Source organism: Mycolicibacterium peregrinum (assembly GCF_001665625.1).
Taxonomy (GTDB): domain Bacteria; phylum Actinomycetota; class Actinomycetes; order Mycobacteriales; family Mycobacteriaceae; genus Mycobacterium; species Mycobacterium peregrinum_B.
In genome coordinates, this window is record NZ_LZSY01000021.1 from 167,552 (window position 1) to 181,858 (window position 14,307).

A 14,307-nucleotide genomic window follows, 5' to 3' on the forward strand; every position below is an offset into this window, starting at 1 on the left:
TCATTCGGTGAAACTGCCGGTATTTACATATTTTCAGGATTGTCATTCACGCAGATTGAGCACCGACCAACGCGTGTACGAGGCTTTCGTGTCGATAAATCGGACAGGTGTCCAGTATGATCTGCCCAGATTGAAAGGGGAGGTCCGATGGCTTACGTGATCACGCAAAACTGCTGCAAGGACGCCAGCTGTGTACCGGTGTGCCCGGTGGACTGCATCCGCCCGGCTGAGGGTGGGCTGGATTCCGCGTCGGCCGAGATGCTCTACATCGATCCGGAATCGTGCATCGACTGTGGAGCCTGCTTCGAGGAGTGCCCGGTCGGCGCGATCCACTACGAAGAGGACCTGCCCGGCGAACTACAGCGGTTCAAGGACCTCAACGCGGCCTACTTCGAGCGCCACCCGCTCGAGCCGGTGACCGTGCCGGCAGCACCATCTCGTGCGCGGGTCGAGGCGGGATCGTTGCGGGTGGCGATCGTCGGATCGGGTCCGGCCGCCTGCTACGCCGCAGCCGAGCTGATCGATGTGGACGGGGTGGAGATCAACCTGTTCGAACGCCTGCCCACGCCGTTCGGTTTGATTCGCGCGGGGGTGGCCCCCGATCACCAACACACCAAGTCGGTCGTCGCGATCTTCGAGCGGGCGTTCACCAACCCACGGTTCGCGAGCCATTTCAACGTCGAGGTCGGCCGTACCGTCAACCACGACGAGCTCCTGGCCCATCACCACGCGGTGATCTACGCGGTGGGCGCGGCGACCAGCCGGCGACTGGGCATCGACGGCGAGGACCTGATGGGCAATCACGCGGCCGCCGAGTTCGTCGGTTGGTACAACGGCCATCCCGACCACGCCGCCCACCAGTTCGACCTGTCGGGCGAGCGAGCGGTCATCGTCGGCAACGGCAACGTCGCCCTCGACGTCGCCCGGGTGCTGTTGATGGACCGGACCGCGCTGGCAGCCACCGATATCGCCGAGCACACCCTGGATGCGTTGGCCGACAGCGAAATCCGGGAAGTGGTGATCCTCGCGCGTCGCGACATCGGGCACGCCGCATTCTCGGCGGGGGAGTTCCTGGCGCTGGGGCATCTCGACGGTGTCGACGTGATCGTGGATCCGCAGGACCTACCCGCCGATGACGAACACGACGACGTCGAGACCTCGTTCAAGCTCGCCATCGCACGCGACTACGCACAGCGCAGCCCGACTCCCGGACACAAGCGCGTGGTGTTCCGCTTCGGCACAACCCCGATCGCCATCCACGGACCCGACCGTGCCGAAGGGTTGGAGGTCAGCAGCGAGGCCCATGGCACCGAGGTGATCGAGACGTCGCTGATCCTGCGGTCGATCGGCTATCGCGGTCTGCCGGTCTCCGGGCTGCCCTACGACGAGGACTCCGGAACCGTGCCCAACGACTCGGGCCGTGTCGTGCCCGGCACCTACGTGACCGGTTGGATCAAACGCGGACCGCGTGGGGTGATCGGTACGAACCGGTTGTGTGCCGAGCAGACCGTGGCCCAGTTGTGGGCGGATTTCGATGCCGGCCTGCTGACCCGTGACGTCAAGGGCGTCGAGTCGCTCGATGTGCTGCTGGCCGCCCGGGGAGCCGAGCCGGTCGGGTGGCGGGGATGGCGTGCGATCGACACCGCCGAACGTGACCGCGGCGTGCAGGCGGCGCGGCCTCGGGTGAAGTTCGTGTCGATCGAGGAGATGCTCAGCGCGGGCCTGCGCGGCTGACCTCGGTCTCGATCTGTGGGTCAGGGTCGCGGGGTGTGCGGGTCGCCAGAACCGACCCGGCAAGGATCAGCGCCAGCCCGGCCACGTTGTAGACGGTCAGCGGTTCGCCCAGCACAACGACGCCTGCCGCCAGGGCGACGGCAGGGTTGACGTAAGTGAACACCAGGGCCCGTGCGCCGCCGACCTCGCGGATCAGTGCGAAGAACACCACGAATGCCAGCGCGGTGCAGACCACGGCGAGTGTGGCCAGCGCGATCAGCACCTGCCGCGACGGCATCTCGTCGGGCCAGGTCAGGACCGCCGGGGTGGTGTAGATCAGCGCCGCGATCGTCAGGCACGCCGCGGTCAACGGGAGCGTCGGCACATCGCCCAGATACCGAGCAGCGATCAGCGGCGCGATGGCGTAACAGGTTGCCACCAGCAGCACTTCGGCGATCGGCCAGCCATGCCCTCCGGTGAGGCCGGGCCCGGCCAGCACCGCCACACCGGACAGGCCGATCCCTAGTCCCGTGATCCGCTTGGCGCTCAACCGTTCTCCGCCGGTCAGTCGGTCGAGGACGGCGGCGATGATCGGGGCGGTGGCGATCAGCAGGCCGGTCAGCGAGCTGCTCAGGTGGCGTTCGGCATCCGTGAGCAGGAACCACGCCGCGATGATCTCGAAGAACGCGAACGCCAATACGGGCCGCCAGTGCCGTAACACGGGCGCCCACGCGGCCCGCGACATCACCAGCGGTAAGAGAACGGCGGCACCGACAGCAGTGCGGGCCAGGACCAGCACCGGCACCGATACGCCTTCGACGGCAATCTTGATCAGCAGGTACGGGATACCCCAGATGATGCTCATGGCGCCCAGCAGCAGCCAGCCCCGCACACTCACCCGGTCCAGACTACGGGCCCCGGCACACGGCCGTCCGGGTGCTGATGCGGGGCGTGGCCCGGGCCATCAGCACCCGGTGAAGCGCTACGGCCGGGTCAGCTCCGCGTAACGGCCGACGTGGTAGTCGGTTGATCCGAACTCGTACTGGACCGCGGTGAGACGCTTGAAGTAATGACCGATCGCGAGTTCCTCGGTCATGCCCATGCCGCCGTGGAGCTGCACCGCGTTCTGTCCGACGAAACGGGCGGCCCGTCCGATGGTGGCCTTGGCTGCCGACACCGCCTTGGCCCGTTGCGCGGGTTCGGCATCGAGGTTCAGTACGGCGAGATAGACCGCCGCCGAGGCTTGTTCGACTTCCATGTGCATGTCGACCATCCGGTGCTGCAGCGCCTGGAAGCTGCCGATGGGTAGACCGAACTGCTGGCGTTGTTTGCAGTACTCGACCGTGTCGGCCAGCACTTTGCGCATTCCGCCGACGGCCTCGGCGCACACGGCCGCCGCGCCCTCGTCCCGGGCCAGGTCCAGTGACGGCCAGGCCTGCCCCTCGGTTCCCAGCAATGCCGAGGCAGGCAACCGGACGTCGGAGAATGTCAGGTCCGATGCCCGGCGGTCGTCCACCGTGCGGTACGGGTGCGCGGTGAATCCTGCTGTCAACGAAGAGATATCGATCATAAAGAGCGAGATTCCGTCGGTGTCCGCACGTTCCCCCGAGGTACGTGCGGTCACCAGCAGGTGGGTCGCGAGCGGTGCGTCCACGGCCATCACCTTGGCGCCGTTGAGCACCCACTCGTCGCCGTCGCGCCGTGCGGTGGTGGACACGTCGCGCCAGTTGTCTCCGGAGTCCGGCTCGGTGGCGGCCAGCGCGACGATGGCCGAACCCGCCACGATCTCCTCTAGCAGGGCCGCGGCGGCGGCGTCGCCGGACCGGTGCAGCAGGCCACCGGCCACCACCACGGTGTCCACGAATGGTTCGATCACCAGGGCGTGGCCCAATGCCTCAGCGATGACCATGGTTTCGACCGGGCCACCACCGATGCCGCCGGCTTCCTCGGGCAGGGTGGCGCCCAGGATGCCGAGCTCATCGGCAAAACCCCGCCAGATCTCGGGCTGCCAGCCGGGGCCGGTCTTGGCGGCGGCCCGGCTCGATGTCAGGTCGTAGCGGCTGGACAGAAACTTGGTCAGCCCGTCGCGCAGCAGTTCCTGTTCGTTGGTCAGGTTGAAGTCCATCTAGAGCCCCAGTTCTGCCTTGGCGAGGATGTTTCGCTGAATTTCGTTGCTACCGGCGTAGATCGAGCCGGCCCGGTCGTTGAAGTAGCGCAGTGGGGCGACCGCCTGCCACGGCGCTCCGCTGTGATAGCCGTCGGCGGGAGGTTCGTACTCGGCCACCGGCCCGCCCGGGAACGTGGCGTGCGGTTGGTAGGCGCGGGCCAGCGGGCCGGCGGCCTCCATCGACAGCTCGGTCAGGGTCTGGCTCAGTTCGGTGCTCAGAACCTTGAGCATCGACGACGCGGTGCCGGGATGGCCGCCCTCGGCCACCGCCGCCAGCACCTGGTACTCCAGAATTTCCAGCACGTCGGTGCGGAGCCGGGCGTCGGCAAGCCGGCGGCTGAAGGCCGGGTCGTCGATCAGCCGACCACCGGTCGGTCCGGGCATTTCGGTGGCGACCGCTGAGATCTCATCACCCAGCACCTGCAACGCCGGCGCGTTGGCGCCGCCGCCGCGCTCGAACTCCAGCAGGTATTTGGCCACGGTCCAGCCGTCGTCGATCGTGCCGATCACATTGGCCTTCGGCACCCGAACCTCGTCGAAGAAGACCTGGTTTTGTACCTCTTCGCCGGAAGTCATGACCAGCGGGCGGATTTCGATGCCGGGCGAGGTCATGTCGATCAGCACGAAGGTGATGCCCTGCTGCTTCTTGGCGCCGCGGGTGGTGCGCACCAGGGCGAACATCCAGTTCGCTTCCTGGGCGTGGGTGGTCCAGATCTTGCTGCCGGTGCACACCAGGTCGTCTCCGTCAGGCACCGCTGCCATCGACAGGGCGGCCAGGTCCGAGCCGGCCTCGGGCTCGGAATAGCCCTGGCAGAAGAACACCTCACCGGTCAGGATGCCGGGAAGGAAGAAGTCCTTCTGGGCCTGCGTGCCGAATTTGATGATGGCGTGGGCCACCATGCGGATGCCCATGGGTGACAGCGACGGGGCGCCGGCGAGGGTCGATTCGCGGCTGAAGATGTAGTGCTGGGTCAGGCTCCAATCACAGCCGCCGTGTTCGACCGGCCAAGCCGGGGCGGCCCAGCCCCGCTCGTGGAGGATCTTCTGCCAGGCCATGCTGGCGTCGTGATCGGCATACACGCTGGTCATCAACTGGCCTGCGCGGCGGAGTTCGGGAGTCAGATTCTTGGCGAGAAAGTCGCGAACTTCGTCGCGGAATGCCTGGTCGCTGGTCGACCACTTCAGGTCCATGCCTGCCCCTTCTACTGGTGTCGCTCCACAGAGTAAACCTAGTTAATCAAGTGACGCACACCACCCCGCTCGACGCTCGACCGCCGGGCGCGGGGCGACACCGCCAGGTCGATGGCCGGCGGTGGTGCCCGGCCCAGGTCACAGGCGATAATCGAGGGCGTGGAGCGTCGCCAGAGCGGTCAGGACCCTCAATCTCCGATGGCACTGCTGCAGAACCTGCCTGCCCTGGTGGTGCTGGAGAGATTCCCGGTGCCGGTATTGGCGATCGCCGAAGACGGCACCATCCTCTTCGCCAACAGTGCCTTCGGCGAGATGGTCGGTCGCGACGCCGATGCGGTCAAGAACATGCCGTTTGCTGAGGTCTTCCATTCGCTGCCCGCCGACGAGTCCGCGGTCTCGGTGATGCGGGCCAACGCCGGGCTGCTCGTGGAGCTCGTCCATCGCGACGGGTCGATCGTGCGGGCACGGATGAGCAAATCGGCGCTGCTGCGCGGCGACGATCCGGTGGCCTTGGCGACGTTCGAGGACCTCACCGAGCAGTTGTGGGTCGACGAGCTCTAGGGCTATCCCGCGGCCTTCGCCCGCCGGAGCGACTCTCGTGCCAGGAACTCGCGGAAGTAGTCCAGCGACTCCCGGCTGACGATCGCGGGCAGCAGCAGATCCCACGTACGGGCCACGCGTTCACGGAGTTCGGTGCCGGTGGTGGCGCGCGAGAGCGCCTCCGCGCCCAGCATGGAGCCCAGGATCACCTCGGCGGCGCTCGCGACATCCAGGTTCTCGCGTAGGTCACCTTCCTCGGCGGCCTGGGTCAACTGTTGAGTGAGCTCGTCGAGCCAGCTCGTGTACACCCGGGTGGCGGCGACGTGGATGCCGCTGAACGTTCGCAGCAGCTGCATGCCGATCTGGGCGACCTTGTCCGAACGGGTGAAGTCGGCCACGACGAACAACCCGTGGATGGTGTTTTCCAAAGCCGGCGAAGAGGATTCGGCGATGACGCGGAACGCGGTCAACATGGCGGTGCCGCCCTCGCTGATGATTGCCTCGGCCAGGGACTCCTTGGAATCGAAGTGGTAGTACAGCGCACCCTTGGTCATCTCGGCCCGCGCGATGATGTCGCCGAGCCCGGTCGCGGGATAGCCGTGCTCGCTGAACAGGTCGACCGCGGCGGTGATGATCTTCTGCCGGGTCAGCTCCGATCGAGCCTGGCGTGCCATTGTGGCGTTCCTATCATTTGGTACGGGGGTGCAGCGGCGCCACTTTTTTGATGCCCACTGCGGTGCGACGCCGGATGAACTGTTGCAGGTAGCCGAGCCGCTCTGGCTCGACGAACCCGGGCATCGCCAGCCGCCAGCTGTGCTCGAGGTCGGTGAGGAACCGCGGTGGATCGTCGAGGTCACTGGTCTGGCGCACGCCCAGGTATATCGAAACCAGCAAGCGGGCAACCGCTTCGGGGTCGGTGTCGGCCGTGAAATCGCCTTCGCCGATGGCTCGTTTGGCGATGCCGGCGAAGCCTTGTACCCATTCGTTGAGAACCCGCGGCCCCACGTCGTCGGTCCGGCCGATGGACTCGACGAGGTTCAGGCAGGCCCGAGCCACCGGGTCGCCGATGTCCTCGGCGGCAACCAGGCCCGAGAGGTCGATCAGGGTTTCGGCTCCGGACAGGTTGCGGGCGAGGACGTCCTCCACCGCCTTCTGGGCCCGCTGTGTCCGGTGCTCGACGATCGAGACCGCCAGTGCGTGCTTGGACCGGAAATGGAAATACAGCGCGCCCTTGGTGACGTTCGCGTCGGCGAGAATGTCGTCGAGACTGACCAAGCTGTAGGGCGTGTGCGCGAACTGTCGCGCCGCCGCCTGCAGGATCTGGAGGCGCGTCAGCTCTGCTCGCCGGTCGAGCTGCTCAGTCACCACGGGGCCTTCCTGACTCTGATCGGCCGGCGGCAGCGTTCTGATTTCATCCCACCGCCAGCAGACTCAAAGTCTTCACCGTACGTGCATAACATTCTAAAGGTATGTATCGTGCGTAGGGTGATAACTCTTGGTTCGTCGCGGGTTGCCCGCCCGGCGGTGGCACATGCCACGGTCGCGGGCGCTGTGGCGAGCGCCACCATTTGGCGGTCGGCAGTAGCCAAGGGCTATCCTGGAAACGTTGCCATGGCCTGCACCGGCAATCCCCCTCGAATCCCGGTGCGGGCCATGGCGACCTTAATTTCTGGTGCCTACCAAGATAATTCGATCTTGATGATGCACCCCGTGGTTCAGGCGGAGTGTCACTAGCCGATGTGGGATGACGAAGTCGACGTCGTTTGCTGTGGCTCGGGCTTCGGGGCGTTGGCCGCTGCCGTCGCCGCGGCGGATGCCGGCCTCGACGTGCATATCGTGCGTCCGGGAGATCCTCGATCGGTCACGCCCGGACCGGAGACACCGTGGCTGGGTGTGGGTATCGACGATCCCGAGACCCGCGAGTACTTCGACGCCCTGTCGGCGGACCTGACGCCGCTCGTCGACACCAAGTGCGACAGCGCGCTGACCGTCCGGGCAATCAGTGAATGGACCCCGGTTTCCGGACGTGGCCGGATCGCGCCGTTCTACGGTGCTCGGCTGCAGGACTGGGCGCAGCGTTGCCTGACCTCTCCCTACGGCGTGCTCTACACGCGGTTGGCGGACCGGGGCACCACCTCGATGCGCTCCGGCACCGGTGAGGAGATTCAGGTCAAGATGCTGGGCGCACTGGAGACCACGACGCCCGCGGACACCACCGCGGTGCTCGGTGACTGGTTGTCGGCGCAGGCCCGCGACCGGGAGATCCCGGCCGCGGACAACGGCACGCTCCAGCGCCTCGTGTTCGAGGAGGGCGAGATACTGGGCGCGGTGATCGACACCGCAGACGGACCGTTGGCCCTGCGGGCCCGCCACGGAGTTGCCGTCTCGACCGAACCTCATCCTGCCGCGACCTCGGCGGCCGATCAGCTCATCGAACCGGGCAAGCCCGTGCAGGTAGGCCTGGTCGGCTACAGCGCGAGCAGATTCGGCCGGGTCGAACTGCTGGAGCTCGAGCGGGACGGATCGGGATCGGGCTACTGCAACTCCGGTCGGGTGCACGACTCCAAGCGTGAGTCGGGTCGCTCACCTGCGCGGCGCGGCCGAGAAATGCACCGGTACCCGCCCTTTGGCCAGTAACGCGGCCATCTCGTGGCCGAGAATCGGCTTGGACAACAGGAAGCCCTGCGCGCGGTAGCAGCCGTGGCGCAACAGCGTCAGCGCGGCCCGCTCGGTCTCCACCCCCTCGGCCACCAGTTGTAGGCCGAAAGCCCCGGCGAGCGCGATCACCGCACGCACGATGGGTAGGTCGCCCGGGTCCGAACCCAGGCCGGCGACAAAGCTGCGGTCGATCTTGAGGGTGTCCACCGGCAGGGACTTCAACAGTGACAGCGCGCTGTAGCCGGTGCCGAAGTCATCGATGGCCACCTGCACGCCGACCTTGTGCAGTCCGGTCAGTGTCGAACGGGTGGTTTCGATGTCCTGCACCACGATGCTCTCGGTGATCTCCAGACAGACCGACCCGCGGGGCAGGCGGAACTCCTTCATCACGCCGGCCACCGAATCGACGAACCCGTCGGTCACCAGCTGCACCGGCGACACGTTGATGCGCAGCACGATGTTGCGGCCGACGCCGTTGGACCGCCACCGGGCGAACTCCGCACAGGCATTCCGGAGTACCCAGCGTCCCAACTCGCCTGCCAGATTTATGGATTCGGCCACGCCGATGAACGAGTCGGGGGACAGCAGGCCTCGCGTCGGGTGCTGCCAGCGGACCAGGGCCTCGGCGGCCAGCACCTCACCGGTCCGCATGTCGATCTCGGGCAGGTAGTGCAGAACGAGCGCGCCGCTCTCGATCACACTCTGCAGGTGCAACTCGATGTCGTTGCGGAAGTCGATCTCCATCGCCATCGCATCGGAGAACACCGTGACCCGATTGCCGCCGGAGTTCTTCGCGGTAAGCACCGCGTGATCGGCCCGGTTGAGCAGATCGGAGGTGGAGTCCCGGCCCGGCATACCTTCGGCCAGACCGATGCTGACGGTCCGGGTGAGCATCTCGCCGTCGATCGTGACCCGTTCACGAAGCACCGACTGGAGTCGGTAGGCCAGAGCGGTGGCGGCCTCGGCGGTCATCGACGCCGCGGGGACCACGACGAACTCGTCACCGCCGAGTCGCGCGATGAGCTTGGGCGAGTCGTCGCCACGCTGTAACCGCTCGGCCAGGATGCTGATGAAGGCATCACCGGCGGTATGGCCCAGGTAGTCGTTGATCGCCTTCAACCGGTCCAGGTCGAAGAACATCACCACGACCGGGCCGGGCTGGCCCGGAGCCAGCCGGGCCTCCAAGTGGGCCATGAGTGCCCTGCGGTTGTGCAGCCCGGTGAGGTGGTCGTGATCCGCGAGGTACCGTAGCCGGTCCTCGGCCTCGATGCGGGCCTGCACCTGCGCGAACAGCGAGGCGATCGCTTTGAGTGCGTTGAGCTCGGCGGGCAGCCACTCGCGGTCGCCGAACTTGACGAATCCCAGCACCCCGGTGGTGATGTCCCCGGACAGCAGCGGCACACAGGCCATCGAGGTGCTGGGGATGTGGCGCCCGGCCTCGATCGTGCGCTGATAGTCGTCGGTGGCCGGCTCCGGCCGGAACACCGCCGGTTCCTTGAGGTGCTCGGCCATCGCGAACACCGGGTCGGCATCGGCGAAGTGGATGACCGCGATCGGGTCGGTCGGTGTGTCCTGCGGGCGCGGCGGCCACTCGGCCACGAGCCGAGTCGCGTGCGCCTGGTGATCGTTGTGACGCAGGAAGCTCACGTCCACATCGAAGAACGAGACCAGCTCGGCCAGCACCTGTTGGCTCACCGAAACCGAGGTCGCGGCGTCGACCGCCATCAGCTGGGTGGCGACCGACGTGACGAGCAGTTCGAGGCTGCCTGGCACCAGATACCTCCGCATATACCTCTGCACCCGGCTCTCAGCCGTACTGTGGCGCCGAACCCGGTCGGGCTCGCCGTCTGCTGCGTACGGTCGGACGCGGCGCGTAGGACAACCTGAGCACCAGCGCCTGTGATTCGTCGCGCGCGGTACCGGTCAACCTGCGAAAAGCGTACTGCAGGTCGCGCAGGGTGCCGGCGTGGTCGGGCGAGAGTGTCTGGCGGTCCCGGTCGTCATGGGCATAGAGGAACACCGGAGACACCGGTTGGACCGCCAGCCCGTGGCGTTGGGCGCCGACCCAGACAGCCTCGACCGCCGACCCGGCCTGGGCGTAGTCGGTCAGCCGGCGGCCACGGACCGAGACGACCGCCAGCGCCGAGCTCGAGGTGACCCGTTCGTAGGTGTCGTCGCCGAGGGCCACCCCGGCGTTCCAGTCCGACAACTTCGCCATGACCTCGGGCCGGCGCAGGATGTCCAGCACCACCATGTCGCCCGAATCCAACCCGAGCGTCGTGACTTCGATACCGGTATCGGGTGCTGGATCGCCGGGCCAGCGCAGTTCCGACATCATCTCCCGGTGCAGCGTGGGAGTCAGATAGCGGATCCGGTCGGCCTTGGCGAGTATGCCTGCGGCGGTTTCGATCTCGGAAGGGGTGTCCAGGACCCTCAGATCGGCACCTTCGCCGCCGGCGGCAGCCCGCAGGGCGTCGAGCACCTCGACGGAGATCGGTGCCGACGTGCCTCGCAGCCGATTGGTCTCCCGGGCCAGCATCGGTTCGTAGAGTTCGGCCAGCTCAGGTGTGTCGCCGGGGGTGAACTCCGCGATCCCGTACAGGGGGGTGCCCTCGTCGCCGCGGGACCACCGCACGTGCCCGGCCAGGCCGTGAGCCGCCGCGGCGACTCGGGCATTGAACGCCGCGGCGCCCAGCGCCACCGCGCTGCCGCGGTACCCGACATCCATCGCCGTGGTGTATTTCGTCGCCAGCCGCAGGTTGATCCGGTCGTCGCTCGCTTCGATGTGCCACGGTTGGACGTTGCCGCCCGAGGGGGCGCGGGATGCCGCCTCGGTCAGGATGTCCGCCATCCCCGTCGGTCGCGGTGGCGTCGGCTCGGGGACGGATGCGGGTGGGGCCGCCGACGCGTCGCGAAGCGGATCGCCGATGCGGTCGAGAGCGTCGGCGATATCGACGCGCACCCGCCCCGACGGCATCGGCTCACCCAGGCCGATGCGTCGCACGGCGTTGGCGACGACGGTCGCCCCGAGTACCACTTCCGCGGCGAGTTGAGGCCAGGTGCTCAGCGTCTTGCCGACCTCCACCAGCGACGCCGCCATCCGGGGCGACAGCTCAGGCGCGTCGAGGATTCGCAGAACGTGCGGCACCTTGTCCTTGCTGCTGAGCCCCGCCAGGTCGCGTGCCGAGACGTCGCCGAGCAGACCGTGCAGGATCGGGCGCGAGGGATCCAGGTCGAACCGCTCGACGTCCAGCAGCCCACGATCCCCGGTGGTCATCAGCACCGGCAGTCTCCGGGCCCGGGCAGCCTCGCGGACAAGAACTTTCGCGTCCAGCGAGTCGCATTCCTCGACGACGACGTCGAGGCCGCGCAGGTAGTCGTCGATCGACTCGGCCACCGCGCCGTTGCGATCGATGCGAACCCTGATGTACGGGTCGATCTCGGCGATCCGGCGCGCGGCCACCACGGCCTTGTTCAAGCCCAGGTCGAACACGGTGCCGGGGACCCGGTTGAGGTTCGCCAACTCGAGTTCGTCGAAGTCGGTGAGTCGAATCTCGCCGCAGAGGCCCTCGACCGCGAGGTTGTGGGCGATGGCGTGGCCGACGCTGAGGCCGACGACTCCGATTTTCAGGCGTGACAACCGCTGCTGCTCATCGGCACTGATGAGGTTGCGGTTGCGGTCCAGGCGTAGCCGGTTGAACGCGCCCGGTCCCAGAAGGTGAACCAGGCATCGCCGCCACGGGTAGTACGCCCACCTGGTCGGCTCCTCGAGCATTTCCTGTTCGACCGCAGGCACGAGCGTGCGGAGCGCAGCCTGTTGTTGGCGGCATTCGTCGATGACCGTGATTCGCGGGTCCCGGCGCAGCTGGTCGAGCGTGCTGCTCGAATCGCCGTCGCCGTCGCCGTCGCCGTCGCCGTCGCCGTCGCCGTCGACGAAGATCGCTCGATATTGATCGAGGTCGTTGTATTCACTCAATTCGGAATTCCCGATGTCTGTGTGGGCGCTTTCCTTGGGGCTTTCTGGGGTCATCGTCTCGTCCCGGCGGCGGTAACGGCGTCGATGCCGCCGGTTCGGGGGTACGCGCCGATTCGCTGTGCTTCGGCGAAGTAGCGTGACAGCTGTCCCGGATCGGCGTGGTTGGCGAAAGTGGTGCTGTCCCACCACATCATCTTGGTCTGGTATCGCTCGTCGGGATACGGTGTCGCCGGGATTTTCGCAGCCAGCACGCCGCCGGAGGACAGCCAGCGTTTCAGCACATAGGCGGCGGCGGTGGCCATACCGAACTGAATGTCCAACAGTGTCATGGCATGCAGCGGCATACGCGCCAGCGTATCGGTGAGTGCGCGGCTCTGCTCTGGGTCGTCACACACCCAGGCGGTCTTCATCTCGACCACTCCGAACGGCAGACGGTCGGCGATCATCTTGCGCACGGCGTCGAGTGCGGGCTGTCCGCTCCATTCGACGATGGCGTGGCTTTCGTCGACGCTCCGATACGGCCCCTTGGCCCGCAGACCGCCGACCACATTGCCCGAGCTGTTGATCCCGACACAGAACAGCGCCGTATCGTCGCCCGTCCGTAGGGCTTTCAGGTCCAACGCTTGCTCCACTGCATGTTTGCGGTAGTTGGAGCAGGCGCCGCGGACATATTCGTCCCACAGTTTGCGCTCGGCCGGCGGGCGGGCCACGACGATCGTGCACTCGCTGTCGGGGTCCCACCAGGTTGGGCTCTCGTCCAATGTCACGCAGCGGCGGGCGACGTCTTCGAGTTGGGGAGCGGTCATCTGGAATCCATTTCGTCGGTCAGCCGTGCCTTCCGACGGGACGGCTGATTTGTGTGTGCAGCACGGTGTTGCGAATACGTGTGATGAGTATTGCGCCGCCGCGTAGTGGAATTCCAGCGAGCTGAGAAATCTTGTCCAGTGCCGGGGTGAATTCTGCGGGCGCAGCACCGATTAACTCACCGGTACATGCAATTTTGGCAAATTCAGCAATCGACATTTATGCCGAATATGTGCCTTACGGGCGAACGTGGCAAAAATCTTGAATTGACGACGATGCCGAATGCGTGGTCTCGGGGCGGCGGCGCACGCTTTTGCTGTGACCCTTCACAGCCAGTCCTTAGTGCGATTGACCATCGCGGTGAATGGCGACCGACTCGGCGGGGCTCCGGGCCATTCGGTTCGGCCGCGCATTGGTGGGTTGTGTGTCGGCCCGGAGTGCCGAGATGAGATTCTGGTGTCGATGACACAGGAGTATCCGAAAACCACCGCCCTGCCGGCTCAGGATGTCGGTCGGCTGTTGCTGCGTTGCGCGGACAGGCCCGGTCTGGTTTCGGCGATCAGCGGCTTCCTCACCGGTGCCGGCGCCAACATCGTGTCGCTGGATCAGCACTCCACCGAGCAGACCGGCGGCACCTTCATCCAGCGCACGATCTTCCATCTGCCGGGCCTGGCGGCGGTGCGCGACGAACTCGAGCGTGACTTCCGGCAACGGGTGGCCGAGCCGTTCGAGATGGACTTCCGCCTCACAGAGGCCTCCAAGCCCAAGCGTGTGGCACTGATGGCTTCCCGCGAGGACCACTGTCTGCTGGACTTGTTGTGGCGCAACCGGCGCGGTGAGCTCGACATGTCGGTGGTCATGGTCATCTCGAACCATCCCGACCTCGCCGATCAGGTCCGCGCGTTCGGAGTGCCGTTCCTCTATGTCCCGGCGACCCGGGAGAACCGCACCGAGGCTGAGCAACGGCTGCTGGAGTTGTTGCGTGGCAACGTCGATCTGGTGGTGCTCGCGCGGTACATGCAGATCCTGACGCCCGAATTCCTCGATGCTGTGGGCTGCCCGCTGATCAACATCCACCACTCGTTCCTGCCGGCATTCATCGGTGCGGCGCCTTACCGCAGGGCAAAGGAGCGTGGGGTCAAGTTGGTCGGTGCGACAGCGCATTACGTGACCGGTGACCTCGATGAAGGGCCGATCATCGAGCAGGACGTGGTACGGGTGGACCACCGGCATTCGGTTGGTGACCTACAGCGGCTGG

At 66.5% G+C, this 14,307-nt stretch carries 13 protein-coding genes; 4 read left to right on the top strand and 9 right to left on the bottom strand.

Going from position 1 to position 14,307, the window contains the following annotated elements:
• Positions 1 to 147 precede the first annotated feature (147 nt).
• Complete coding sequence (locus A5779_RS03840; RefSeq protein ID WP_064879114.1) at positions 148 to 1,734, top strand: FAD-dependent oxidoreductase; 1,587 nt, start codon at positions 148 to 150, stop codon at positions 1,732 to 1,734.
• Here the strand turns inward: A5779_RS03840 and A5779_RS03845 are convergent.
• The 3 genes from A5779_RS03845 to A5779_RS03855 all read right to left on the bottom strand — a co-directional run bounded on the left by A5779_RS03845 (position 1,712) and on the right by A5779_RS03855 (position 5,071).
• A complete protein-coding gene (locus A5779_RS03845; protein WP_064879116.1) occupies positions 1,712 to 2,611 on the bottom strand; it encodes a DMT family transporter in 900 nt (299 codons plus the stop codon). The genes A5779_RS03840 and A5779_RS03845 overlap by 23 nt on opposite strands.
• Before the next feature lie 84 nt (positions 2,612 to 2,695).
• Entirely contained in the window at positions 2,696 to 3,838 is a 1,143-nt protein-coding gene (locus A5779_RS03850) for an acyl-CoA dehydrogenase family protein (RefSeq protein WP_064879118.1), read from the bottom strand.
• Positions 3,839 to 5,071, bottom strand: a complete 1,233-nt coding sequence (locus tag A5779_RS03855; RefSeq protein WP_064879120.1) for an acyl-CoA dehydrogenase family protein — start codon at positions 5,069 to 5,071, stop codon at positions 3,839 to 3,841. It abuts the gene before it with no gap.
• A 159-nt stretch (positions 5,072 to 5,230) separates the two neighbouring features.
• On the opposite strand from A5779_RS03855, the gene A5779_RS03860 reads away from it, so the two are divergent.
• Positions 5,231 to 5,632 (top strand): PAS domain S-box protein, encoded by a 402-nt coding sequence (locus tag A5779_RS03860; RefSeq protein ID WP_064879122.1) that lies wholly within the window; start codon positions 5,231 to 5,233, stop codon positions 5,630 to 5,632.
• A gap of 2 nt (positions 5,633 to 5,634) precedes the next feature.
• On the opposite strand, the gene A5779_RS03865 is transcribed toward A5779_RS03860, so the two are convergent.
• Together A5779_RS03865 and A5779_RS03870 are read right to left on the bottom strand one after the other, a co-directional pair.
• Positions 5,635 to 6,285 carry a ScbR family autoregulator-binding transcription factor gene (locus A5779_RS03865; protein WP_064879124.1) on the bottom strand — a complete coding sequence of 217 codons (651 nt, stop codon included), beginning with the start codon at positions 6,283 to 6,285 and terminating at the stop codon, positions 5,635 to 5,637.
• Positions 6,286 to 6,298: 13 nt separating this feature from the next.
• Positions 6,299 to 6,979, bottom strand: a complete 681-nt coding sequence (locus A5779_RS03870) for a TetR family transcriptional regulator (RefSeq protein WP_088305047.1) — start codon at positions 6,977 to 6,979, stop codon at positions 6,299 to 6,301.
• 369 nt (positions 6,980 to 7,348) lie between these two features.
• Here A5779_RS03870 and A5779_RS03875 point away from each other — a divergent pair, with 369 nt between their 5' ends.
• Positions 7,349 to 8,248 (top strand): FAD-binding protein, encoded by a 900-nt coding sequence (locus A5779_RS03875; protein ID WP_064879126.1) that lies wholly within the window; start codon positions 7,349 to 7,351, stop codon positions 8,246 to 8,248.
• Here A5779_RS03875 and A5779_RS03880 read toward each other — a convergent pair.
• The 4 genes from A5779_RS03880 to A5779_RS33770 are packed head-to-tail and all read right to left on the bottom strand — an operon-like array spanning position 8,195 to position 13,268.
• Complete coding sequence (locus A5779_RS03880; protein WP_064879128.1) at positions 8,195 to 10,057, bottom strand: putative bifunctional diguanylate cyclase/phosphodiesterase; 1,863 nt, start codon at positions 10,055 to 10,057, stop codon at positions 8,195 to 8,197. The genes A5779_RS03875 and A5779_RS03880 overlap by 54 nt on opposite strands.
• 19 nt (positions 10,058 to 10,076) lie before the next feature.
• Positions 10,077 to 12,299 carry an Rv1355c family protein gene (locus A5779_RS03885; protein ID WP_064879130.1) on the bottom strand — a complete coding sequence of 741 codons (2,223 nt, stop codon included), beginning with the start codon at positions 12,297 to 12,299 and terminating at the stop codon, positions 10,077 to 10,079.
• Positions 12,296 to 13,051, bottom strand: a complete 756-nt coding sequence (locus A5779_RS03890; protein WP_064879132.1) for a hypothetical protein — start codon at positions 13,049 to 13,051, stop codon at positions 12,296 to 12,298. Before A5779_RS03890 ends, A5779_RS03885 begins: the two co-directional genes overlap by 4 nt.
• 19 nt (positions 13,052 to 13,070) lie before the next feature.
• On the bottom strand, positions 13,071 to 13,268 hold the full coding sequence (locus A5779_RS33770; RefSeq protein ID WP_131811563.1) for a hypothetical protein: 198 nt from the start codon (positions 13,266 to 13,268) through the stop codon (positions 13,071 to 13,073).
• A gap of 243 nt (positions 13,269 to 13,511) precedes the next feature.
• Here A5779_RS33770 and purU point away from each other — a divergent pair.
• On the top strand, positions 13,512 to 14,307 hold a 796-nt coding region (purU, locus tag A5779_RS03895), incomplete at its 3' end, for a formyltetrahydrofolate deformylase (RefSeq protein ID WP_064879169.1).

Excerpts from the sequence above, each read along its gene's own strand:
- A5779_RS03840 (WP_064879114.1), top strand. The coding sequence starts at position 148 with ATGGCTTACGTGATCACGCAAAACTGCTGCAAGGACGCCAGCTGTGTA.
- A5779_RS03850 (WP_064879118.1), bottom strand. The coding sequence starts at position 3,838 with ATGGACTTCAACCTGACCAACGAACAGGAACTGCTGCGCGACGGGCTG.
- A5779_RS03855 (WP_064879120.1), bottom strand. The coding sequence starts at position 5,071 with ATGGACCTGAAGTGGTCGACCAGCGACCAGGCATTCCGCGACGAAGTT.
- A5779_RS03865 (WP_064879124.1), bottom strand. The coding sequence starts at position 6,285 with ATGGCACGCCAGGCTCGATCGGAGCTGACCCGGCAGAAGATCATCACC.
- A5779_RS03875 (WP_064879126.1), top strand. The coding sequence starts at position 7,349 with ATGTGGGATGACGAAGTCGACGTCGTTTGCTGTGGCTCGGGCTTCGGG.
- A5779_RS03880 (WP_064879128.1), bottom strand. The coding sequence starts at position 10,057 with ATGCGGAGGTATCTGGTGCCAGGCAGCCTCGAACTGCTCGTCACGTCG.
- A5779_RS03885 (WP_064879130.1), bottom strand. The coding sequence starts at position 12,299 with ATGACCCCAGAAAGCCCCAAGGAAAGCGCCCACACAGACATCGGGAAT.
- A5779_RS03890 (WP_064879132.1), bottom strand. The coding sequence starts at position 13,051 with ATGACCGCTCCCCAACTCGAAGACGTCGCCCGCCGCTGCGTGACATTG.
- A5779_RS33770 (WP_131811563.1), bottom strand. The coding sequence starts at position 13,268 with ATGTCGATTGCTGAATTTGCCAAAATTGCATGTACCGGTGAGTTAATC.